At 69.5% G+C, this 22,002-nt stretch carries 18 protein-coding genes and 2 pseudogenes; 8 read left to right on the top strand and 12 right to left on the bottom strand.

The window, feature by feature from the left end:
• Positions 1-5 precede the first annotated feature (5 nt).
• Positions 6-635 (bottom strand): TetR/AcrR family transcriptional regulator, encoded by a 630-nt coding sequence (locus tag OHO27_RS14800; RefSeq protein WP_328430434.1) that lies wholly within the window; start codon positions 633-635, stop codon positions 6-8.
• Positions 636-753: 118 nt separating this feature from the next.
• Positions 754-1,500 (bottom strand): PAQR family membrane homeostasis protein TrhA, encoded by a 747-nt coding sequence (trhA, locus tag OHO27_RS14795; protein WP_328424045.1) that lies wholly within the window; start codon positions 1,498-1,500, stop codon positions 754-756.
• A 342-nt stretch (positions 1,501-1,842) separates the two neighbouring features.
• Between trhA and OHO27_RS14790 the strand changes: the two genes are divergently transcribed.
• Entirely contained in the window at positions 1,843-3,666 is a 1,824-nt protein-coding gene (locus OHO27_RS14790; protein ID WP_328424044.1) for a phosphoenolpyruvate carboxykinase (GTP), read from the top strand.
• A gap of 205 nt (positions 3,667-3,871) precedes the next feature.
• On the opposite strand, the gene OHO27_RS14785 is transcribed toward OHO27_RS14790, so the two are convergent.
• The 7 genes and pseudogenes from OHO27_RS14785 to OHO27_RS14755 form a co-directional block, all read right to left on the bottom strand.
• On the bottom strand, positions 3,872-4,480 hold the full coding sequence (locus OHO27_RS14785; protein ID WP_328424042.1) for a hypothetical protein: 609 nt from the start codon (positions 4,478-4,480) through the stop codon (positions 3,872-3,874).
• Entirely contained in the window at positions 4,467-6,029 is a 1,563-nt protein-coding gene (locus tag OHO27_RS14780; protein ID WP_328424040.1) for a substrate-binding and vWA domain-containing protein, read from the bottom strand. The genes OHO27_RS14785 and OHO27_RS14780 overlap by 14 nt, the downstream gene beginning before the upstream one ends.
• Positions 6,026-7,200 (bottom strand): annotated as a pseudogene (locus OHO27_RS14775) (toxic anion resistance protein). Before OHO27_RS14775 ends, OHO27_RS14780 begins: the two are co-directional and overlap by 4 nt.
• 15 nt (positions 7,201-7,215) lie before the next feature.
• Positions 7,216-8,280 carry a hypothetical protein gene (locus OHO27_RS14770; RefSeq protein ID WP_328424038.1) on the bottom strand — a complete coding sequence of 355 codons (1,065 nt, stop codon included), beginning with the start codon at positions 8,278-8,280 and terminating at the stop codon, positions 7,216-7,218.
• A 97-nt stretch (positions 8,281-8,377) separates the two neighbouring features.
• Positions 8,378-8,962 carry a Uma2 family endonuclease gene (locus OHO27_RS14765; protein ID WP_328424036.1) on the bottom strand — a complete coding sequence of 195 codons (585 nt, stop codon included), beginning with the start codon at positions 8,960-8,962 and terminating at the stop codon, positions 8,378-8,380.
• A gap of 79 nt (positions 8,963-9,041) precedes the next feature.
• Entirely contained in the window at positions 9,042-9,464 is a 423-nt protein-coding gene (locus tag OHO27_RS14760) for an SCO4983 family protein (RefSeq protein ID WP_328424034.1), read from the bottom strand.
• A 117-nt stretch (positions 9,465-9,581) separates the two neighbouring features.
• Entirely contained in the window at positions 9,582-10,793 is a 1,212-nt protein-coding gene (locus OHO27_RS14755) for a pyridoxal phosphate-dependent aminotransferase (RefSeq protein ID WP_328424032.1), read from the bottom strand.
• Between the two features lie 166 nt (positions 10,794-10,959).
• Here OHO27_RS14755 and OHO27_RS14750 point away from each other — a divergent pair, with 166 nt between their 5' ends.
• Both OHO27_RS14750 and OHO27_RS14745 read left to right on the top strand, forming a co-directional pair.
• Complete coding sequence (locus tag OHO27_RS14750) at positions 10,960-11,589, top strand: Uma2 family endonuclease (RefSeq protein ID WP_328430433.1); 630 nt, start codon at positions 10,960-10,962, stop codon at positions 11,587-11,589.
• A gap of 260 nt (positions 11,590-11,849) precedes the next feature.
• Complete coding sequence (locus OHO27_RS14745; RefSeq protein WP_328424030.1) at positions 11,850-12,779, top strand: S1 family peptidase; 930 nt, start codon at positions 11,850-11,852, stop codon at positions 12,777-12,779.
• A 12-nt stretch (positions 12,780-12,791) separates the two neighbouring features.
• Here OHO27_RS14745 and OHO27_RS14740 read toward each other — a convergent pair whose 3' ends face one another.
• Both OHO27_RS14740 and OHO27_RS14735 read right to left on the bottom strand, forming a co-directional pair.
• A complete protein-coding gene (locus OHO27_RS14740; protein ID WP_328424028.1) occupies positions 12,792-14,414 on the bottom strand; it encodes an N-acyl-D-amino-acid deacylase family protein in 1,623 nt (540 codons plus the stop codon).
• Positions 14,415-14,433: 19 nt separating this feature from the next.
• Positions 14,434-15,705 carry an amino acid deaminase gene (locus tag OHO27_RS14735; protein ID WP_328424026.1) on the bottom strand — a complete coding sequence of 424 codons (1,272 nt, stop codon included), beginning with the start codon at positions 15,703-15,705 and terminating at the stop codon, positions 14,434-14,436.
• 136 nt (positions 15,706-15,841) lie between these two features.
• On the opposite strand from OHO27_RS14735, the gene OHO27_RS14730 reads away from it, so the two are divergent.
• The 5 genes and pseudogenes from OHO27_RS14730 (at position 15,842) to OHO27_RS14710 (ending at position 20,507) form a co-directional block, all read left to right on the top strand.
• Positions 15,842-16,918: a sugar kinase gene (locus tag OHO27_RS14730; RefSeq protein WP_328424024.1), complete on the top strand. Its 1,077-nt coding sequence runs from the start codon at positions 15,842-15,844 to the stop codon at positions 16,916-16,918.
• Entirely contained in the window at positions 16,915-17,691 is a 777-nt protein-coding gene (locus OHO27_RS14725; protein WP_328424022.1) for an IclR family transcriptional regulator, read from the top strand. The genes OHO27_RS14730 and OHO27_RS14725 overlap by 4 nt, the downstream gene beginning before the upstream one ends.
• A gap of 10 nt (positions 17,692-17,701) precedes the next feature.
• The gene (locus OHO27_RS14720) at positions 17,702-18,112 is read left to right on the top strand and encodes a RidA family protein (protein WP_328424020.1); all 411 of its coding nucleotides are present in this window, start codon (positions 17,702-17,704) and stop codon (positions 18,110-18,112) included.
• A 123-nt stretch (positions 18,113-18,235) separates the two neighbouring features.
• Positions 18,236-19,713, top strand: a pseudogene (locus OHO27_RS14715) (GntP family permease).
• 152 nt (positions 19,714-19,865) lie between these two features.
• Positions 19,866-20,507 carry a hypothetical protein gene (locus tag OHO27_RS14710; RefSeq protein WP_328424019.1) on the top strand — a complete coding sequence of 214 codons (642 nt, stop codon included), beginning with the start codon at positions 19,866-19,868 and terminating at the stop codon, positions 20,505-20,507.
• Here the strand turns inward: OHO27_RS14710 and OHO27_RS14705 are convergent, their stop codons facing one another.
• Positions 20,508-21,857, bottom strand: coding sequence for a M14 family metallopeptidase (locus OHO27_RS14705; RefSeq protein WP_328424017.1), 1,350 nt, complete (start codon positions 21,855-21,857; stop codon positions 20,508-20,510). It lies immediately after the preceding gene.
• Between the last annotated feature and the right edge of the window lie 145 nt (positions 21,858-22,002).

Here is a 22,002-nt window from a genome sequence, read left to right as displayed (position 1 = left end):
GCGCCTCAGGTGTTCTTCGCGGGGAGGCCGTGCTCGATGACGTCCAGGGTGCGGTCGAGGAGATCGAGGAGGTCGTCCTTGAAGTCGTTCTCGGCCCAGTACAGGGAGATCTCCGCGAGGCCGCCGATCAGGGACATCGTGTAGACCCGCGCCTCCAGGCTGTCCCGGTCGAGTCCGTTGCGCTCGGCGACGGCCTCGGCGAGCATCCGGCCGGTGACCGACATGCTCTCCAGCATCCGGGACCGTACGGCCGGGACCTGGACCAGCAGATGCGACCGCAGCCGGACGACCTCCGGCCCCTCCTCCGTCCCGGCTCGGATGGCCAGTCGCATGACGTGCCGCAGGGACTCCGTCCACGGCTCGTCCGCCGGCCGCCCGCGCAGTTCGGCCGGCAGGATCGGGTCGTACTCGTCCGTGAGGACGATGTCCTCCTTGGTCGGGAAGTAGCGGAAGACCGTGGACGGCGACACCTCGGCACCCTCGGCGATCTGCTCGATCGTGGTGGCGTCGTAGCCCTGCTGCTTGATCAGTGCGTACGTCGCGTCACGGATCGCCGTCCGGGTCTTGATCTTCTTCCGCTCACGAAGCCCCAGCTTGGGGCGGTCGGTCAGGGGAGAGGAGTGCGCGGGGGTCATGGGGCTAGTGGGCATGAAATGAAAGTAACTCTCAAAAGAGAGATGCCGTCAATGTTTTTGGGCGCGGAAAAGGGCCACGGCCGGGAAGCCGTGGCCCTCGTAGAGGCCGTGTGGTGGGCTACGCGTGCTGGTAGGCCACCAGCGAGATCCCCACGTAGTGGACGACGAACGCCGCCAGCGTGAAGGAGTGGAACACCTCGTGGAAGCCGAACCAGCGGGGTGACGGGTTCGGGCGCTTGATGCCGTAGATCACGCCGCCCGCGCTGTAGAGGAGGCCGCCGACGATCACCAGGACCAGCACCGCGATGCCGCCCGTGCGCATGAAGTCCGGCAGGAAGAAGACGGCCGCCCAGCCCATCGCGATGTAGCAGGGCGTGTAGAGCCAGCGCGGGGCGCCGACCCAGAACACCCGGAAGACGATGCCCGCCGCGGCCGCGCCCCAGATGCCCCACAGCAGCCACTGGCCCTTGGCGCCCGGCAGCAGCAGCATCGTCAGTGGCGTGTACGTGCCCGCGATGATCAGGAAGATGTTGGCGTGATCGAGCCGGCGCAGGATGCCGTCCATGCGCGGGCTCCAGTTGCCCCGGTGGTACAGCGCGCTCACGCCGAACAGCAGACAGGCCGTGAGGGCGTAGATCCCGCAGGCCAGCCGGCCCCGAGGGGAGTCGGCGAGGGCGGTGAGTGCCAGGCCCGCGACGAGCGCGGCCGGGAACATGCCGAGGTGCAGCCAGCCGCGGAGTCTGGGCTTGATCTCGTCCGAGAGCTGCTGGGCGTGGTGCGCGATCTGGTGCTGCAGGGAGGGCGCGCCGGAGTCGCGGCCGGCGGCCGGCGTGTCCGAGGGTACGTCGGGGACGGGCGCAGTCATGCCCTGCATCGTACCTACGGAACCGTAAGTTACGTATCAGGGCGGCGAGATGGCTGCCCGGAAGTGGCCATCGTCTCATGGGGTACCCGTCAGGCGCGCACCCGGGGTGAAGCAGCGGTGACGCATCGAAAACATCCGGATGAGTGGCGATGCTCACGCCGCTCACCTGTGACGCCCTCTGGACATATGCGCGGACGCGTCGGATGATCAAATGAGTGCGGTCGGCACCGTATGAGCGCGGAAGATCCACGGCGGGTCCAGTCCGCGAAGCATTCGGGTCGCGGCCCCCACGGGGCATACAAGGGCATATTCAGGACAAAAATCCCTCATTTAGGAGCAACCGTGGCGCGCGACATCGCGGCTCCCCCCGTCGTCCCCACCACCCACCGGGAGCTGGTCTCGTGGGTGAACGAGATCGCTGAACTGACGCAGCCGGACAGCGTGGTCTGGTGCGACGGATCCGAGGCCGAGTACGAGCGTCTGTCCGAGGAGCTCGTCGCGAAGGGCACCTTCAAGAAGCTCGACCCGATCAAGCGCCCCAACTCGTACTACGCGGCCTCCGACCCGACCGACGTCGCCCGCGTCGAGGACCGGACCTTCATCTGCTCCGAGAAGGAGGAGGACGCAGGCCCGACCAACCACTGGAAGGACCCCGCCGAGATGCGGGAGATCTTCGCCGGTGAGAAGGGCGTCTTCCGCGGCTCGATGCGCGGCCGGACCATGTACGTCGTCCCGTTCTGCATGGGCCCCCTCGGCTCCGACCTCTCCGCGATCGGCGTCGAGATCACCGACTCCGCCTACGTCGCGGTCTCCATGCGCACCATGACCCGCATGGGCCGGCCCGTCCTCGACGAGCTCGGTGAGGACGGCTTCTTCGTGAAGGCCGTGCACACGCTCGGAGCGCCGCTGGAGGCGGGCGAGCAGGACGTGCCCTGGCCGTGCAACAGCACCAAGTACATCTCCCACTTCCCTGAGACCCGCGAGATCTGGTCCTACGGCTCCGGCTACGGCGGCAACGCCCTGCTCGGCAAGAAGTGCTACGCCCTGCGCATCGCCTCCGTGATGGCCCGCGACGAGGGCTGGCTGGCCGAGCACATGCTGGTCCTCAAGCTCACCCCGCCGCAGGGCGAGGCCAAGTACGTCGCCGCCGCCTTCCCGAGCGCCTGCGGCAAGACCAACCTCGCCATGCTGGAGCCCACGATCTCCGGCTGGACCGTCGAGACGATCGGCGACGACATCGCCTGGATGCGCTTCGGTGAGGACGGCCGGCTGTACGCCATCAACCCCGAGGCCGGCTTCTTCGGCGTCGCGCCCGGCACCGGTGAGCACACCAACGCCAACGCGATGAAGACGCTGTGGGGCAACTCGGTCTTCACCAACGTCGCCCTCACCGACGACAACGACATCTGGTGGGAGGGCATGACGGAGGAGACCCCGGCCCACCTGACGGACTGGAAGGGCAACGACTGGACGCCGTCCTCCGGGACGCCGGCCGCCCACCCCAACGCCCGCTTCACCGTCCCCGCCGCCCAGTGCCCGATCATCGCGCCCGAGTGGGAGGACCCCAAGGGCGTGCCGATCTCGGCGATCCTGTTCGGCGGCCGTCGCGCCACCGCCGTACCGCTGGTCACGGAGTCCTTCGACTGGAACCACGGCGTCTTCCTCGGCGCCAACGTGGCCAGCGAGAAGACCGCCGCCGCGGAGGGCAAGGTCGGCGAGCTGCGCCGCGACCCCTTCGCGATGCTGCCGTTCTGCGGATACAACATGGGTGACTACATGGGTCACTGGGTCGACGTCGCCAAGGGCAAGGACCAGGCGAAGCTCCCGAAGATCTACTACGTCAACTGGTTCCGCAAGAACGACGAGGGCAAGTTCGTCTGGCCCGGCTTCGGCGAGAACAGCCGCGTCCTGAAGTGGATCGTCGAGCGCCTCGACGGCAAGGCCGAGGGCGTCGAGACCCCCATCGGCATCCTGCCGGCCAAGGGCGCACTGGACACGAACGGCCTGGAACTGGCCGACTCCGACCTGGACTTCCTCCTCACCGTCGACAAGGAGGTCTGGCGCGAGGAGGCCGCGCTCGTCCCCGACCACCTGAACACCTTCGGCGACCACACGCCGAAGGAGCTGTGGGACGAGTACCGCGCTCTGGTGCAGCGCCTGGGCTGACCAGCCCCCAAAGACGCCGCGGCCGGCTCCGATCGTGCCCTGACCAGCAATATCGTCACGGCCGGCCGCGGTGACAGCACCACAGACCGGCGAGGTTCCGTACAACGGCGTGCGGGGCTGTGGGCCCGTCGTCGCACACTTCCGTCCGCCCCGACGGGAGGAAAGAGCGGCGACGGGCCCTCGCCTGTTTCTCACGCCGACTGGCTCACAGCGTCCCGCCCCGGTCCTCCAGATACCGGGTGTGGGTCTCCTGGCGGCGGGCCTCCACCTCGTGCAGGCTCGCCGCCAGGCGCTCGGCGTCCTTCTTCAGCAGGCCGAGCTGGCGCTCCAGATGCAGTTCGGGGGACTCGGTCCCGGGCGTCATCCGCGTCCACCAGCGTGTCCGTACGAAGCTGTCGACGGCCTCGGGGAGGTCGCGCCGCACGATCCGGGACAGCACGTGCACGCCCTCCGGGTCATGCGTGAGCAACTCGGCGACCCAGCCGCGGTCCAGCAACGCGGTGAGCAGCTCGGTGAGCTCACGCAACCGGGCGGCTGCGGTGACCGACAGCTCGATGTCCGTCAGATAGCCGCGCAGCTTCTCGAAGTCGCCCCGCACCTCGTCGAGCTGGGCCGACGGGTCCGGGAACTCGGGCAGCGCGGGCCGCTCCGGCGGGGCGATCAGCGCGCCCGCGCCGTAGAGACCGGCGACGACGACGGGCCAGTACGGCCCCGCGACGCCCGTGAAGGTCAGCACGACGCCGACCAGCCCACATGCGCTCCCGGCGATGTTCTTGCGGGACTCCAGGTACGCGAACGCCTTACTGGTAGCCACGGATCTCCTCGAAGGCGCCGTCCAGCGAGCCCTCCTGGGCGTCGAAGAGGCGGCCGCCGGTCAGCTCGGCGATGTGCTCCAGCTCGGAGCGGTCGGAGTCGCCGAAGAGGATGGGGAAGACGGGCGTCTCCCGCCGGCCGCGGTCGAGCCCGGCGTAGAAGGCGTCGAAGTCGGCCGCCTCGGCGCCGGTGGTGTTCTCGCCGTCCGTCATCAGCACGATCGAGGTGAAGGTGTCCTGGGACCGGCCGGCGCCCAGATGCCCGTACGCCTTCTCCAGCGAGGTGTAGATCGCCGTGTCGCCCTCGGCGGTCAGTGCGTCGGTCTCCTCTCGGATCCCGGCGAGCCCGGCCTTCGGGTCGGCCGGGTCGACCACGTGCCTGGCCGCGCTCTTCACGTCCGACCCGAAGGGCATCAGCGTGACCTCCTCGCGCTCGCGGAAGTCGCCGGTGAGGTCGGCGAGCGCCTGCTTCAGCTGCTCCAGGCGGTCGCCCTCCATCGAGCCCGAGGTGTCGAGGACGTAGACCGTCCTGGACGGGCGGCGCAGCTCGTTCTCGTACGAGTCGAGCAGACCGTCGGCCACGGAACGGCTGCCCGGGAAGGGCAGTTCGCGCCGCCTGCTGGTCTCCAGGCCGGGCCCGGGCCGGACGGAGGCGACGACCGGGCGGCGGTGGGTGCGCTCGGTGATCAGCCGCTGGATGCCGTCGGTGCGCAGCGCCTCGGTGACCCGGCGGACGTCCTCGCGGGTCGCGGCGTCGGTGGACGCGAGCGAGGAGAGCGGGTAGTCGGCGGTGACGACGCCGTCCTTGGGGCGGATCACGGTCAGGTCCGGGATGCCCTTGAGGACGGACTCGTAGTTGAGCAGCGCGTCGACGTTCCCGCGCCGCTTGTAGGCCGCCGCCAGCCAGCCCGACGACCCCGACGTCAGCTTCTGCCCCTTGAAGAACTCCTTCAGACGGGGCGTGGCCTTGGTGACGTCGGCGTCGGTGAGTGCGGACTGGGCGCCGGAGAGGGCCGAGGCGACGGAGACGAGCGTGGCGAAGCCGGAGTTGGAGCGGGCCGGGTCGGTCATGCCGTACGTCAGCCTGCCGTCGCGGACGGCCTGCTCGATCTGCGACCACGTGACGTCGTCCGGCTTCCAGCCCAGCCGGCCGAGGGCGGTGCTCCTGACCCCGAGGGCGACCGGGCTCGACATCACCGGCGTCTCCGACACGACCTTCTTCGCCGCGTCGGGGCGCAGCCGCAGATAGTCGTTGGAGGACAGCCACAGGGCGTCGTACTGCCCGTCCACCTTGCCCGTCGCCAGCATCTCGACGGCGTCGAGGGTGCCCATGTAGGTGGGCCGGACCTTGACGCCGGTGTCGTCGGCGATCCGGTCGAGGACCGGGGTCATGTCACTGAGCTCGCTGGAGGCGAGGACGCGCAGGGTGCCGGGCTGGGGGGCGTTCGGGTCCGGGTCGCCGGTGCCCTTCTGCGAGGTGCAGCCCGTCAGCAGCGCCACCGCCGCGAGGGCCACGGCGAGCAGGCGCCGGGGACGTCGGGTGTGTCTCATCCGAGGCCACCCTCCAATGCGCCCTGGGAGCGGCTGCGCTCCAAGTAGGCGCTCGCGTGCTGCAGTTCGGCGGTCAGGTTCTCCACCGTCGTCGCCATCGCCTCGGTCGCCTGCACCTTGTAGGTGTCGATGGCGTCGAGGGTGCGGTAGATCTGCTGGAAGGCCGAGCGCAGGGTCTCGGCGCCGACGGCCGGGTCGGCGGCGATGCGCTGGATCTCGCCGCTCTGCGTGGCGAGCATCTCGGCGTTGCCCCGGATGAGGTCCTCGGTCGTCCCGCGCAGCGCGTTGACCTGCTCGATGACCTTCTTCTGGTTGTCGAGGGCGGAGGCCAGCATCACGGAGATGCGCAAGGCCGAGACGGTCGTGGTCGCGGCCCGGTCGACGCCCTTGATCAGCTCCTCGTTGTTGCGTCGTACGACGTCCATGGCGAGGTATCCCTGCGCACACACCGCGAGCTGGGTGAGCAGGTCCTGGTGCTTCTGCCGGACGGGGAAGAGGATGTCGGCCCGGAGGTTGTCCGCCTGCGCGGGGTCCTGTGCCTCCACACCGGTGATGTGCTGCCCGACGGCGGTGTCCAGGGCTTCCGTCAGGACGACGTACTCCTGGAGCTTGCCCATGGTCTCCCACAGCCGCACCCGCTCGGTCTGCAGGGCGGCGTTGTCGCGGCGGAGTTCGTCCTGCCCGCCGCGCAGTGACCCGACGATCTTGTTGAGGGTCCCCTGGGCGGAGGCGTACTTGGCGACGTGGTCGCGCAGCTTGTTGCCCCGGGAAGCCTGGAGAGGAACTTGCGCCCCTTGGACGCGGGCAGGTCCCGCGGGTCGAGGTCCTCCACGACCCGCCGCAGTTCCACGAGCGAGCCCGCGACCTGCGACTGGGCGTCCCCGCCCTTGTCCGGCAGGCTGCGGATGGTCCGCTCCAGCATGCGGTTGGACTGCGCGGCGGCGGTCCGCATCTCGCCGGCACCGAGGCCGGTGATCTCACCGACCTTGCCGGCGAACTCGGGGGAGCGGGCGTCGAGCGCCGCGAGCCCCGCCACGTACGCGGAGGCCTTCTCGGTCATGTCCGTACGGACGCCCTCGTCGACCGGGACGAGTCCGCCGGCCTTCTCGCGCGGCACGGTGGCCACGGGCTCGGGCGGAGTGAGGACGAAATCGTCGTCGCTGTTGTTCATGAAGTGCTGCCCCCCTTATCCGCGCGCCCGTCGCGCCAGCTCGTGCAGCACCTTGGCGGTGGGCACGGGCGCCTGGCGGACGCCGGTCAGTTCCTGCTTGAGATACGTCGTGTCCGAGGCGAACTCGGTGACCTCGCCCTGCGGGCGGAACCCGTGCTTGACCTCCAGCGCCCGCAACTTCGGGTCCGTGGCGAGGAGTCCGGCGACCGCCTTGCCGTTCTCGGTGAGCGGTACGACGGTGTGGTCGCTGTTGACCGTGGTGTCGGGGTAGAGGACGACCAGGTCGTCGGGCTGCTGCCCGTCCGTCAGCAGTGAGGCCACCTGGGACTCGTAGACCACGACGAGCGGATTGCCCGCCCCGCTGATGAAGTCCCGGAAGGCGGCGTCGCTGCTGGACTGCTGGGCGCCCTGCACGCTGACCAGCTTGTGCAGCAGTGGCGAGGCGCGGTCCACCTCGGCTCCGGAGGCGACGACCTTGCCGCCGTTCGCGACGTAGGAGGCCGCGGCGAGGTAGAGGGCGCCGGAGTTGGACGTCTCGGGGTCGGTGCTGGACAGGTAGAGCGTGCCCGTCAACTCCCCGTACTTCCCGGCGCCCTTGAGCTGCTGCCAGGTGCGGTCGGCTCGGGCGGCGTCCAGATAGGCGGCCATCTCGAAGGTGCCACGGTGTTCGGTGTCCAGGGTGGCGAGCTTGTTCGCCGCGAGCACCTCGGCGGCGCTCTTGTGCGCCACGACGACGAGGGGCGAGTAGAAGGGGCGGGGGAGAGTCCCCGTCACCTCGTACTTCGCGGCGAGTTCGGCGGCCGGCGCCTGGCTCGACGGCAGCGCGAGGTCGTACCCCGCAAGGTCGAGTCCCTCCATGGCCCAGGACCCGGAGGTCTCGGCCTTGACGGTGTAGCCCTTGGCGGCGAGGGCCCGCACCACGTCGGGATCGGCGAAGAACTCCGCCTTCTCCGATCCGATCACCGCGCGCACGGTCTTCGTTGCCGTGCCCGTGTCCCCATCACTGCGGCCCGCGACGACGGCGGCCACCACGCCACCGATCAGCAACACCGCGAGGACGATTCCTGCAATTCGTCTCACGCCGGGGAGAGTGCTCGCGGAATCCAACGTTCCCCGCCGTGGGGGGTGAACGGGGGGTGTATTACCGGTCCCGGTATGCAACGGGAGCGGCTTGCCGTCAGTCCGTATCGTTGCCGATCCTGCCGTAACGACGGAACGCCGAAGTCTCCACCGTCCAGGGGCCGAACGGCACCGAGTCGCCGTAGATGTACGGCTCCTTGCGGCTGTAGCGCTCCTTGCACGGGTCCGAGTGGACCTCGATGGTGCCGGTGCGCGGGTCGACGATCAGGTAGTGGGCGATGCCCATGGCGGAGTACTCGGTGAGCTTCTCGCCGTAGTCGTTGCTGGGGTTCGACGGGGAAACGATCTCGATGACCGCCAGTACCTGGGTCGCATCGACGGCGAGGCCCTCCTCGTCGAGGGCGTCCTCGGGGATGACGACGGCGTCGGGGCGGCGCATGCGGCCGATGGAGGGATGCTCGATCTCGGGGCCCGGCACGCAGCCGTAACCAGGGTGCGTGGTGAGGAGCTGTGCGTCCAACTGCTTGCAGATGCGGCGAATCGTGCCCTCGTGACGCTTCGACGGGCACATCATGGCCAGTATCGGGCCGGACGGGCCGATCTCGACGCTCCAGGCGCCTTCGAGGTGCTCGCTATAGGCCCCGAGTTCTTTGGCGATCGCGCGCATCTTCGCGTACTCCATGCCTTCAGAGTACGGAAAATGTGGCACCCGGTCCGCGCGTCGCTGCGGGTGCACGCGGACCGGGGCCGTTCGAGGGGTGTCAGCCGACGCCGGTCAGCTCCGGCGACTCGGGCTGCGCAGCGGCGTGCGCGTCCATCCGCTCGGCGGCGAGGATCGCCGCAGCGGTGTCCGCCCGGGATGCCGCGACGACCAGCGCCCGCCCCGCCAGGGCATGCGCCCGGTGATGCAGCGCCGCGATCCTCGCGTCACCGCCGGAGGCAGCCGCGCGGGCCGGCGCACGTCCGCCCCGCAGCCGGGCCACCTGTTCGGCGAGCCGCTGGGCGGCCTCGTCGAGGTCGGTGGACGGGGCCTGCGCACGCAGCTCGTCGGTGACGGCGAGCAGCGCCGCGAGATGGCCCGCGAGCTGGATGTCCAGCTCCTCCTCGCGCGACCGATGGGGGAAGTCGGAGGTGGTGCCGGCCATCGTGCTGTGGACCGACTTGGTGCGGATCGGTTCGTACATGGGGATGGCCTCCTGTGCTCTGACAGGAAGCCATCCTAGCTTAGATTTCGTCTAAAGTTGAGCGCATCGCACAACAGGGCCGCCCGCACACGGAGCGTGAGCGCCCGTTCGGGGCCGTCAGGGCTGGCCGTACCCGTCGAGGAACCGCCCGATCCGTCCCATCGCATCCCGCAGGTCCGTGACCGTCGGCAGGGTCACCACCCGGAAGTGATCCGACTCGGGCCAGTTGAAGCCCGTGCCCTGGACGACCATGATCTTCTCGCTCCGCAGCAGGTCCAGGACCATCTGCCGGTCGTCCTTGATCTTGAAGACCTTGGGGTCGAGGCGCGGGAAGAGGTACAGCGCCCCCTTCGGCCGTACGCATGTCACGCCGGGGATCTGCGTCAGCAGCTCGTACGCGACATCCATCTGCTCCTTCAGTCGTCCCCCGGGGAGCACCAGGTCGTTGATGGTCTGCCGTCCGCTGAGTGCGGCCACGACCCCGTGCTGACCGGGCATGTTCGCGCACAGCCGCATGTTCGCGAGGATCGTGAGGCCCTCGATGTAGGAGTCGGCGTGGGCGCGCGGGCCCGAGATCGACATCCAGCCCACCCGGTACCCGGCGACGCGGTACGCCTTCGACATGCCGTTGAAGGTGAGCGTGAGCAGGTCGGGGGCGACGGCGGCGGTAGGGGTGTGCGTGGCGTCGTCGTACAGGATCTTGTCGTAGATCTCGTCCGAGCAGACGAGCAGGTTGTGCCGCCGGGCGATGTCCGTCAGCCCCCGCAGCATGGCCTCGTCGTACACGGCCCCCGTCGGATTGTTGGGGTTGATGATGACGATGGCCTTGGTGCGGTCGGTGACCCTGCGCTCGATGTCCGCGAGGTCCGGCATCCAGTCGGACTGCTCGTCGCACCGGTAGTGCACGGCGGTACCGCCGGACAGGGAGACGGCGGCGGTCCACAGCGGATAGTCCGGCGCGGGCACCAGGACCTCGTCCCCGTCGTCGAGGAGCCCCTGCATCGCCATGACGATCAGCTCGGAGACGCCGTTGCCGATGAAGACGTGCTCGACGTCCGTCTCGATGCCGAGGGTCTGGTTGTGCATCACGACGGCCCGGCGCGCGGCGAGCAGCCCCTTCGCGTCGCCGTACCCGTGGGCCGACGACACGTTGCGGAGGATGTCCTCCAGGATCTCGGGCGGACACTCGAAGCCGAACGCCGCCGGGTTGCCGGTGTTCAGCTTGAGGATCCGATGCCCCGCCGACTCGAGCCGCATCGCCTCCTCGAGCACCGGGCCCCGGATCTCGTAACAGACGTTGGCGAGCTTGGTCGACTGGATCACCTGCATGTGAAGGAGCTTACGGCCCGGTAACGCGGCTTGCGTCGTGTTTTCCGACACGTGAGACGCGGGGTTTGGGTGGTTATCCGGAGAATGGCGGGCGGCTGTGATGGCCCGGAGCTATCGTGGACGGCGCGACACGCTCTGTAATCAATGGAGGACCGTGGTGACCACCATGACGGAACGACCGGCGGCCATAGAAGGCCCTCCTGCGGAGGCGTCGAGGGCGTTCGAGCGCATGCTCCGCATGGCCGAGGAACTGGACACACCTGACGGCTACAAGGCCGAGCTCATCCGGGGGAAGATCGTCGTGTCGCCGTGGTCGAAGCTGCGCTACAAGAAGGCCATGAAGTCGCTGCGGCTTCAGCTGGAACCGCATGCCCCGGAGGGGCACGACGTTGATGTGGCGCCGTTTCTGTTCGCCTTTCCCGGAAATGAGCGCGGTCTCGGCCCCGATCTGCACGTCGCGGACGAGGCCGCCTTCGACGCCGCGGGCCGGCATGCCGACGGCGCCGCTCTCTCTCTTGTCGCCGAGCTGACGTCCGAGTCGACGAAGGACGCGGACTGGCTGGACAAGCTGTACACGTATGGGTGCGTCGTGCCGGTGTATCTCTTGCTCGACATGCAGCTTCAGGAGGTCACCGTCTTCTGGGATCCGTCCCCCAAGGGGTACCGGTCCCGGACCACCGTTCCCTTCGGGGAGTCGGTGCACGTTCCCGCGCCGTTCGGCTTCGAGCTCGACACCTCGGGATTCGGTATCCGCCCGATCACCGACTCCGCGGATGGCACCGACGCCGGCGCATGACACGGACGGCGAGGCCGGCGACCCCCAGGGTGAGTAAGCCCTGGGGGTCTCGCTTGTGGTGATCCCCGCCCCCTCCCGTGAACGTCCTGCGCCGCCCTCTCCGCACCCCCCATTCACCGTGATAGGGAATCCCCTACGGCTTGAACTCACGGGTAACCAAGTCCTTGTCCGCACCCCCCTCGTGCGTGACAATGCGCATGACAAACACGTGGGTGACCGGAGATTTTCCGGTCACCTTCTCCGTATGAGGGGACCCCCACATGAGAAAACCTCTCGGCGCCGCCCTCCTCGCCCTGGCGATAGCCGGGGCCGGCGCCGTACCCGCGGCTGCGGCTCCCGTGAACTCGGCCGAGTCCTTCGGCAAGAGCGCGGACACCGGCTCGGTCACCTCCCTGGTCCAGGACACCGTCACGTCCACCACGGAGAGCCTCAATGAGGTCCTGAACCCCAAGGTCCAGGCCGTCAACTTCGCGGGCACCGTCTCGCTCAGCAACTGCTCCGGCTCCGTCGTCCGATTCTCCGACTCGGAGGACAACGACCCGGCGCTGGTGATGTCCAACGGCCACTGTCTGGAGACCGGCATGCCGGGACCCGGCGAGGTCGTCGTCGACCGGGCGTCCAGCCGGACGTTCGGTCTGCTCAACGCCTCCGGGAACCGGGTCGCCAACCTGCGCGCCAGCAAGCTCGCGTACGGGACGATGACCGACACGGACGTGTCGTTCTACCAGCTCACCACCACGTACGGGCAGATCAAGAGCTCGTACGGCATCGACGCGCTCACCATGGCCGACACCCACCCCGTCGCCGGCACCGCCATCACCGTGGCCTCCGGTTACTGGAAGCGGCTCTACAGCTGCAACATCGACGGGTTCGCGTACCGCCTCAAGGAAGGCGACTGGACCTTCAAGGACTCGGTCCGCTACACCTCCGCCTGCAACACCATCGGCGGCACGTCCGGCTCCCCCGTCATCGACCAGGCCACCAACAAGGTCGTCGCCGTCAACAACACCGGCAACGAGGACGGCCAGCGCTGCACGGTCAACAACCCGTGCGAGGTCGACGAGAGCGGCAACGTGACCGTCCGCCAGGGCATCAACTACGCCCAGCAGATCTACCAGATCCACGCCTGCTTCGGCGTCGACAACAAGCTCGACCTGAACGCGAGCGGGTGCGTGCTGCCCAAGCCGTGACCGGCTGACCGGCTACGCGGTTCCACGGATCGCCCGTCCCGCCAGTACGTCCGTGCGGCGGCCGTCCTCGATCACGAAGCGGCCGTCGATCAGTACGTGCGGGATGCCCGTCGGTAGCGTGCGCGGCTCCTCGAAGGTGGAGCCCGCCGCTACCGTCGCCGGGTCGAACAGCACCAGGTCCGCCCGGTAACCCTCGCGGACCAGCCCCCGGTCCGGCAGCCGCAGCCGCGCCGCCGGGCGCGCGGTCAGATGGGCCACGCACTCCTCCAGGGACAGCACCCCCAACTCCCGTACGTAGTGGCCGAGATAGTGCGGGAACGTGCCGTACGCCCGCGGATGCGGCTTCGTGCCCTGCAGGATGCCGTCCGAGCCGCCCGTGTGGACCCGGTGGCGCATGATCGCCCGGACGTTCTCCTCGTGGCCGACATGCTGGAGGATCGTCGAGCCCAGCCGGTCCTGAAGGAGCAGTCCGCGCGCGGTCACCCAAGGGGCCTCGCCCCGTGCGTCCGCGGACTGCTGGATCGTACGGCCGACGAAGTCCCCGAGCGCCGGGTCGGTCACGCCCGAGATCTCGATCGTGTCCCACTCGATGGGCACGCCGTGGCAGCCGTCCGCGCCGATGACCTCCATGTGATGGCGGATGCGCCCGGCCGTGTCGTCGTCCGACAGGCGGGCCAGGATCGCCTCCGGGCCGCCCTCGCTCGCCCAGCTCGGCAGCATGGCGACGAGGGTCGTGCAGCCGGGGGTGTAGGGGTAGGTGTCGAGGGTGATGTCGCCACCGGCCGAGAGTGCCTCGTCCAGGAGCTTCATCAGCTCCGGGGCCCTGCCCTTGTTCACGCCGAAGTTCATCGTGGCGTGGGCGAGATGGAGCGCGCAGCCCGCCTCCCGCGTCAGCGCCACCATCTCCTCGTACGCCTCCAGGGCCCCGGCCCCGTAGGAGCGGTGGTGCGGGCAGTAGTAGCCGCCGTACGACGCCACCACCCGGCACAGCTCCGTCAGTTCCGCGTCCTTGGCGTACATGCCGGGCGTGTACGTCAGCCCGGACGACATGCCGACCGCGCCCTGCTCCATGCCCTGCGCGACCAACTGCCGCATCCGGTCCAGCTCGTCCGGCGTCGCCTCGCGGTCCTCCCAGCCGACGGCGAGCGCGCGGACCGTTCCCTGCGGGATCAGGTACGCCGCGTTCACGGCGATGCCCCGGCCTTCGAAACCTGCGTCGAGGCGGTCCAGGTACTCGCCGACCGTCCGCCAGTCGAAGTCGATGTCGTCGCCGGAGCCGTTCCAGCCGGTGATCGCGCGGCGGACCTCCGCGAGGGTGCGGTCGTCGACGGGGGCGTACGACAGCCCGTCCTGACCGATGACCTCCAGGGTGACCCCCTGCGCCGCCTTCGCGCTGTGGTCGGGGTCCCGCAGCAGTGCCAGGTCGCTGTGGGCGTGCATGTCGATGAAGCCGGGGGAGAGGACCAGGCCCTCCGCGTCCAGCTCCCGGCGCGCCTCGGGCCGTTGGCAGCCGGCCGCTGCCGCCTCCTGGACGATCGACACGATCCTGCCGCCGTCCACGACCACATCGGCGCGGTAGGACGGGCCGCCGCTGCCGTCGACGACGTCCGCGTCCCGGATCACCAGCTCTTCCATGGCTGACCTCCCCTGTCTCCTAGAAGAACGTGCGGATGTAGTCGACGACCGTCCCGTCCGCCTCGGCGACCGGAATCAGCTGCCACTTGTCGAACGACGTGCACGGGTGGGACAGCCCCATGCCGAGCCAGTCCCCGACCTCCAGGTCCGCCTCCTCGGTCGTCCGCAGCCACGCGTGCTGGTCGGACAGGGCGGTCACGGAGATGCCGGTGGCCGGGCGCTCCGGTCCGTCGCGGCGGACCACCTGGGCGAAGGGCAGGTCGAGGTCGTACGCCGCGTCGCGCTTGCCCGCGTTGACGAAGGCCTGGTCGGGGGTGGGGCGGGAGACGACCTGGGCCCACAGGCGGAAGGCGGGTTCGAGGGCGCCCTCCTGCGGGACCCGGTTGAACGGGGTGAGCTTGCGGTAGTGGCCGTCGTCGTGCGAGACGTACGCGCCCGAGCGCAGCAACTTCAGCACGGGCAGCGACAGTTCGGGGATCTCGGCGAAGACGTCGGCGACCGCGTCGAACCAGGCGCTGCCGCCCGCGCTGACGACGATCTCGTCGAGGCCGGCGAACCGGCCGGCCTTGTCGAACTCGGCCGCGAGGGAGACGAGCCGCCGCAGCCAGGCGTGCACCCGCTCGGGGTTCGCGTCCGGCACCTCGCCCTCGTACCCGGCGACGCCGACCAGCCGCAGCGTCGACACGGCGGCCACCGCGTCCGCGACGGCCGCGCACTCCGCCTCCGTACGGACGCCGGTACGGGCGCCGTCACCGGCCGCCAGTTCGACGACGACGTCCAGCGGACGGGTGGCCCCGGCGCCGCTCAGCGCCGCGTCCATCTGCTCCACGCCGCGCACGGAGTCGACGTAACAGATGAGGCGGAAGTCCTCGTCGGCAGTCAGCTCACCGGCGATCCAGCGCAGGGCGGCCGCGTCCACCAGCTCGTTCGCCAGGAAGATCCGCTCGGTGCCGTACGCCCGGGCGACCCGCACCTGGTGCGGTACGGCGAGGGTGATGCCCCATGCCCCGTGCTCGATCTGCCGCTGGAACAGCTGCGGCGCCATGGAGGTCTTGCCGTGCGGGGCGAAGGCGAGACCGTGCCGGGTGGCGTACGTCTCCATGAGGTCGAGGTTGTGCTCCAGGCGCTCGGCGGACAGAGCGAGCACGGGGGTGGCGAAACCGTCGGTGAAGAGGTTGCGGCGCTGGGCGGCCAGTTCGGCGACGGTGAGGCCGTCGGCGTCCGGCGGGAGGCCCTTGAAGCGGTGGTCGACGCGTTCCTCGGCCAGGCGGGTGAGCGCCTCGGTGCTCATGGAACCTCCCTGATCTGGGGAGTTGCATTCTCTGCAACATCCATTGCGTATATCGCTGACCGCTGTCTAACATCTCGGCGAACCGCGGGTCAACGAAAGCCGCGTCCCACGAAACCGCCGAGGAGCTACGACGATCGTGACTGTCACCGGACCCTGCAATGCCCTCGACGTCGTGGACGTTGTCGCGCTCGGCGAGTCCATGGTCACGTTCCTGCCGACGCGGCCGGGGCGCCTCGCCGACGTGCCGTCGTTCGAGCGGGCGATCGGGGGCGCGGAGTCCAACGTCGCGTGCGGTCTCGCTGCCGCAGGGCATGCCGTGCGGTGGGTCAGCCGGGTCGGCGCCGACGGGTTCGGCGACCATCTCGTCGAGGCGATCCGGGAGTACGGCGTCGACGTCTCGGCCGTGCGCCGGGACCCGGTGCGTCCGACGGGTGTGTACTTCCGCACGGCGGGCGACCGGGCCACGGACGCGCACGAGGTGGCCTACTACCGGGCGGGCTCCGCGGCCTCCGCGATGTCCACGGCGAACGTGGACCTCGCGGCGGTGCGGGCGGCACGGGTGCTGCACCTGTCGGGCATCACGGCGGCACTGTCGGACGCCTGCCTGGAGCTGATGAGCGACCTCGTCGCCCGGCGGCCGGCCGACGGCCCGCTCCTCTCCTTCGACGTGAACCATCGGGCGGGATTGTGGCGCGACGCCGACGGCCCCGACGTACTCCTGGACCTGGCCCGCGCCTGCGACGTGGTCTTCGTGGGCACCGACGAGGCCGAGGCCGCCTGGGGCGTCACCGGCGGCCCGGAGGCGATCCGCGCACTGCTGCCGCAGCCACGCGTGCTGGTCGTGAAGGACGGGGCGCGGGGGGCTACGGCGTTCGAGCGTACGGCGGTGAACGCCGGGCAGTCCGAGTCGACGACCACCTTCGTGCCGGCCCTCCACGTCGACGTCGTCGCGGCGGTCGGTGCCGGTGATGCCTTTGCCGCCGGGTTCCTTTCCGGGACGCTGCGCGGGCTCGGCGTTCGCGAGCGGTTGCGGCACGGGCACCTGATGGCTGCCGCCGCGCTCACCGTCTCCGGCGACCTCGCCGCACCACCCGCCCGCGACACCGCCGACCGCCTGGTCGCCCTGGACGACCTCGGGTGGGAGAAACTTCGACTCGGCCCCGGCTGGACGCAAGCCACTGAGCGGGCCGTCGAGGAGGTACGTACGCCATGAGCCAGACCGTCGACCGTGCGCTCAGCATCCTGCCGCTGCTCGCCGAGGGTCCCGCCGACCTCGGTCAGGTCGCCGACCGGCTGGGGGTGCACAAGTCCACCGCGCTGCGACTGCTGCGCACCCTGCACGAGCACGGCCTCGTCTACCGCCAGTCCGACCAGCGCTACCGCCTCGGCGCCCGCCTCATCGCGCTCGCGCAGGAGGCGATGGAGAACCTCGACATCCGCGAGATCGCCCACCCCCACCTCGCCCGCCTCAACGAGCAGTGCGGGCACACCGTCCACCTCGCCGTGTACGAGGAGGGCGAGGTGCTGTACATCGACAAGGTCGAGAGCCGGTACCCGGTGCGGATGTACTCGCGGATCGGCAAGCCCGTGGCCATCACCGTCGCCGCCGTCGCGAAGCTGCTGCTCGCCGACCGGCCCGAGCACGAGCGCCGCGTCCTCGCGGAGAAGCTCGACTACCCCATGTACACGGCCCGTTCCACCCCCAACGCCCCAGCATTCCTGCGGGAGTTGGAGAAGGTGCGCGAACAGGGCTGGGCCACCGACCTCGGTGGCCACGAGGAGTCCATCAACTGCGTCGCCGCACCGATCCGCGGCGCCGACGGCCGCGTCGTCGCCGCGATGTCGGTCTCCGCGCCGAACGTCGTCGTCACCGCCGACGAACTCCTCACCCTCCTCCCGCTGGTGCGCCGTACGGCGGACGGCATCAGCGGCGAGTACTCCGGCAGAAACCCCGTGAACCCGGCAGCCCCCCGACAAGGACCGTGAGGACACCCGCATGACCGAGAAGACCGCACTCACCCCGAAGACCCACACCACCCCGCCCGCGAAGTTCTCGCACGGCGTGAAGAAGGGGAACATCCTCCAGGTCGCCGGCCAGGTCGGATTCCTTCCCGCGGTCGAGGGACAGGCCCCGACGCCCGCCGGCCCCACCCTGCGCGAGCAGACCCTCCAGACGCTCGCCAACGTCAAGGCGATCCTGGAGGAGGGCGGCGCCTCCTGGGACGACGTGATGATGATCCGCGTCTATCTGACGGACGTGGCCCACTTCGCCGAGATGAACGAGATCTACAACACCTACTTCGAGGAGCAGGGGCTCACCCAGCCGCCCGCCGCCCGCACGACCGTGTACGTCGGCCTGCCGGCGGGGCTGCTCATCGAGATCGACGCGCTGGCCGTACTCGGCTGACGCCTCCTCAACCCCCGCACGTCGCACACGGCATGGTGTCCGTCACCCCCTGGGACGCCGTGCCGCGGTTCCCCCTGCCCGAAAGCAGTATGTACTTACCCCGAGGACCCCCAATTGTCCCCCATATCCTTCCCCCTCGCCGCATCGGCCCCCGCCGAGACCCCACCCCACACCGGCGGTCTGCTCCTGCTCATCGACGGTACGGCCGGACTGCTCACGGTCGCCGCCATCGGTATCGCGCTCCTGCTCTTCCTGATCATCAAGGTGCGCCTGCAGCCCTTCGTGGCGCTCCTCGCCGTCTCCATAGCCGTCGGCCTGATGGCCGGCCTGTCGGTCACCGAACTCTTCGGCACCGTCCAGCGCTCTGACGCCGTGTCCACCATCGAGTCCGGTATGGGCGGCATCCTCGGCCATGTCGCGATCATCATCGGCCTGGGCACCATGCTCGGCGCGATCCTCGAAGTCAGCGGTGGCGCGGAGGTGCTGGCGTCCCGTCTGCTCAACCTCTTCGGCGAGAAACGAGCCCCCCTCGCCATGGGCCTGACCGGCCTGATCTTCGGCATCCCGGTCTTCTTCGACGTCGGCATCTTCGTGCTCGCACCGATCGTGTACGCCGCCGCCAAGCGCTCGGGGAAGTCCATCCTCCTCTACTGCCTGCCGTTGCTGGCCGGCCTGTCGATGACCCACGCCTTCCTGCCGCCGCACCCCGGCCCGGTCGCGGCGGCCGGTCTGCTCCACGTCCAGCTGGGCTGGGTCATCCTCATGGGCATCGTCTGCGGCATCCCGGCGGTGCTGGCCGCGTGGGTGTTCTCGGCGTGGATCGGCAAGCGCATCTTCGTCGCCGTACCGCAGGACATGGTCGAGGCGGCGGCCGAGGCGAAGCAGTCGGTCATCGACGAGCAGCGTGCGTCCGGGGTCGAGCCCCGGGAGACGCCCGTCCCGCTCGGCACGGTCCTCGGCATCATCGGTACGCCGCTGGTGCTGATCCTGGCGGCCACGTTCTCCTCGATCGCCCTGGACCCCTCCACCACCCGCTCGGTGATCGAGTTCTTCGGCAATCCGTTCGTGGCCCTGACGATCGCCCTGCTCCTGGCCTACTACCTGCTGGGCATCCGCCGCGGCTGGTCGCGCAAGTCCCTGGAGACGGTGTCGACTTCCTCGCTCAAGCCGGTCGGCAACATCCTCCTGGTCGTCGGCGCGGGCGGTGTCTTCGGCGCCATCCTCAAGGCCAGCGGCGTCGCCCAGGCCCTCTCCGACACCTTCAACGACGTCGGCCTCCCCGTGCTCGTCCTGGCCTACCTGATCTCGCTGGTCCTGCGGGTGGCCCAGGGCTCGGCAACGGTCGCGATCGTCACGACGGCCGGCATCGTCGCCCCCTGCTCACCGAGGGCGACCACTCCCAGCCCTTCGTCGCCCTCGTCATCATGGCCATCTCCGCCGGCTCGATCTTCGCCTCCCACGTCAACGACGGAGGCTTCTGGATCGTCGCCAAGTACTTCGGCATCAGCGAGCGGGACACGTTGAAGACGTGGACGGTGCTGGAGAGCGTGCTGTCGTTCGCCGGGTTCGTGGTGGCGGCGGTGCTGAGTCTGTTCGTGTAGGTCTGTTCGTGCAGCGGGGCGTTCGCCCCGGCGGTGCGGAAATATCGGCGGCCCCTGCTGCGCTGGTGGGGGCCGCTCGCATGTGAATCTTCCGGTAACGATGCGGGGGCTGGTTGCGCGGGACACAGGGTTGTCGACCATACTGCTGCGCTGTGGAGCAGCGCATAGGTTCAGGCAGCCAGCCCCTGGAAGGCGCCGGGTTCGACCCGGCCTTCATCCCCGGGCTCACGTCACCCGCGTCCGCCAAGCCGGAAGGCGTGAAGGAGGACGCCGCCGCCGAGGAGGCCGCTTCCGGCGTGACGGACTCCGAGGAGACGGACGCCGAGGTGAGAGACGTCGAGGAGATGGATCTCGAAGCCACCGACGAGGACGAGGCGGACGTCGACGACGAGGCCGAGGAGGCCGATGAGGACAGCGAGGACGGCGAGGACGCCCCAGCCGACGGACCCGTCTTCGAGGCCGCCGACCGCCGGGCCCGTATCGTCGCCGACCACAAGGGCGTACGGCTCTCCCTGGACGACCAGCAGTGCGAGTTCCACTGGGACGAGATCAGCGCGATCGAGACGGAGTCCCCGCGCTTCGGGAAGCGTTACACCGTCACGGTGCACACTCCTGACCGCCGCTGGTACCCGATCGAGATCGAGGCGACGGCCAGGAGCCGCTTCAACGAGTGGGACGAGCAGCTCGACGCGGTCCTCGACGCCTACTTCGAAGACGGGGACGCCATGGAGGCGGACGCCGTCGAGGGAGCGGACGTCAAGGATGCGGACGTCGAGGAAGCCGACGCCAAGTAGCTAGCTGCAGTACTGGGCTTCCTTCCCGATCGACCGGTACATGCAGTCGGCGTTCTCCAGCAGCTGCAGCACTGCATCCCTGTTCCGGGACGTCTCCCGCTCGATCACCTCGTCGGGCGGGTAGAAGCCGCCGCCACCGGACCTCGGGTACATCTCGAAGGTGTACCCGAAGATCTTCTGGCTGCCCCACAGCCAGTCGTCGATCGACCCGTCGGTGATGTACAGGTCACTGGACTGCTCCGGCGTATAGCCGTTGCTCGCGGCCATCTTCTGCCCGACCGCGGCGAAGGCGTTCCGGTCGTCCGCGGTCATCCCGGTCGTCGTGTCGGAGTACGTGTACCCGAACGGCCACAGCACCAGCTCGCTGTACGTGTGGAAGTCGACGCCGGCCTTGATCTGCTGCACGCCGCCGACGACCCGGCTGCGCACGAAGTTGGCGACGACCTTGACCTCCGGCGCCGACTCGGCGGACGCGCCCCGGTAGGTGTCCGAGGACGCCGACCCCGAGGAACCGCCGCAGCAGCCCCACCGATAGGCCCAGTTCCGGTTGAGGTCGGTCCCGACCGCCGACGAACCGGAGTTGGGCTGCCGGTTCTTGCGCCACGACCGGTACGAGCCGGTGGCGATGTCGTACTCGCCGCCGTCCGGGTTGAGGTCGGGCACGATCCAGATCTCGCGGTTGTTCACCATGCTGGTGACCCGGGAGTCGCTGCCGTAGTCGGAGGTCAGCTCGCGCAGCAGGTAGAGCGCCATCTCGACGGTGAGGTGCTCACGGGCGTGCTGGTGGTGCGTGAAGAGCACCTCGGGCTCGGCCTCGTCGCTCGCCACGTTGTCGCTGATCTTGATGGCGACGATGTTCCGGCCCTGGTACGACGTGCCGATGACGCGCTGGCTCGCGATGGAGGAGTTGGCCGAGACGATCGAGTTGATCTCGGTCGTCATCTCCGCGTAGTTGTGATAGCGCGAGTCGCCGGACGGGAAGTCGTACAGGCGGACGTCGTCCTCGCCGGCGGACCGGTCGGGGACCGCGCCGAGCGGGGTGACCTCGTAGCCGAGGGCCTTCAGCTTCTTGATCTGGTCCGCCCGGCCGGAGACGACGACGCCGTGGGAGTCGGCCTCGTCCACGGTCACGCCGGCCTGCTGAAGCGCCGTGCGGTCCTTGGCTGTCGAGTGGATGTGGACCTCGTACTGCCGGACGTCGTCGGCCGTGGGGGCCGGCTTGGCAGCGCTGTCGGCGTTGGCGGACACGTTCGCGGAGAAGGGCGCGGCGAGCGCGAGGGCGAGCAGTGCGGCGAGAGCGGCGGTGCGTCTGCCGCTGCGGCCGCCTGAGCCGCGGATGCGAAGTCGCATGAATTCTCCTTGTGGGAGTGGGGGGTGGGGTTCAGTGCGACGTGCGGATGTGGTGCAGGTGCGGCGCTCATCGTCCGGCGGTGGCATGGACAGGTCAAGGGTGACACTCTGGTTGTTGGCGTGAACCACCCGAAATTCAGCCGCG

Origin of the sequence: Streptomyces sp. NBC_00443 (assembly GCF_036014175.1) — a bacterium.
Classification (GTDB): Bacteria; Actinomycetota; Actinomycetes; order Streptomycetales; family Streptomycetaceae; genus Streptomyces.
The sequence above is the reverse complement of the archived record's forward strand: the minus strand, read 5'-3'. Positions and strand labels throughout refer to the sequence as shown.

Excerpts from the sequence above, each read along its gene's own strand:
- OHO27_RS14800 (WP_328430434.1), bottom strand. The coding sequence starts at position 635 with ATGACCCCCGCGCACTCCTCTCCCCTGACCGACCGCCCCAAGCTGGGG.
- trhA (WP_328424045.1), bottom strand. The coding sequence starts at position 1,500 with ATGACTGCGCCCGTCCCCGACGTACCCTCGGACACGCCGGCCGCCGGC.
- OHO27_RS14780 (WP_328424040.1), bottom strand. The coding sequence starts at position 6,029 with ATGAGACACACCCGACGTCCCCGGCGCCTGCTCGCCGTGGCCCTCGCG.
- OHO27_RS14765 (WP_328424036.1), bottom strand. The coding sequence starts at position 8,962 with ATGGAGTACGCGAAGATGCGCGCGATCGCCAAAGAACTCGGGGCCTAT.
- OHO27_RS14760 (WP_328424034.1), bottom strand. The coding sequence starts at position 9,464 with ATGTACGAACCGATCCGCACCAAGTCGGTCCACAGCACGATGGCCGGC.
- OHO27_RS14755 (WP_328424032.1), bottom strand. The coding sequence starts at position 10,793 with ATGCAGGTGATCCAGTCGACCAAGCTCGCCAACGTCTGTTACGAGATC.
- OHO27_RS14750 (WP_328430433.1), top strand. The coding sequence starts at position 10,960 with ATGACGGAACGACCGGCGGCCATAGAAGGCCCTCCTGCGGAGGCGTCG.
- OHO27_RS14745 (WP_328424030.1), top strand. The coding sequence starts at position 11,850 with ATGAGAAAACCTCTCGGCGCCGCCCTCCTCGCCCTGGCGATAGCCGGG.
- OHO27_RS14740 (WP_328424028.1), bottom strand. The coding sequence starts at position 14,414 with ATGGAAGAGCTGGTGATCCGGGACGCGGACGTCGTCGACGGCAGCGGC.
- OHO27_RS14735 (WP_328424026.1), bottom strand. The coding sequence starts at position 15,705 with ATGAGCACCGAGGCGCTCACCCGCCTGGCCGAGGAACGCGTCGACCAC.
- OHO27_RS14725 (WP_328424022.1), top strand. The coding sequence starts at position 16,915 with ATGAGCCAGACCGTCGACCGTGCGCTCAGCATCCTGCCGCTGCTCGCC.
- OHO27_RS14720 (WP_328424020.1), top strand. The coding sequence starts at position 17,702 with ATGACCGAGAAGACCGCACTCACCCCGAAGACCCACACCACCCCGCCC.
- OHO27_RS14705 (WP_328424017.1), bottom strand. The coding sequence starts at position 21,857 with ATGCGACTTCGCATCCGCGGCTCAGGCGGCCGCAGCGGCAGACGCACC.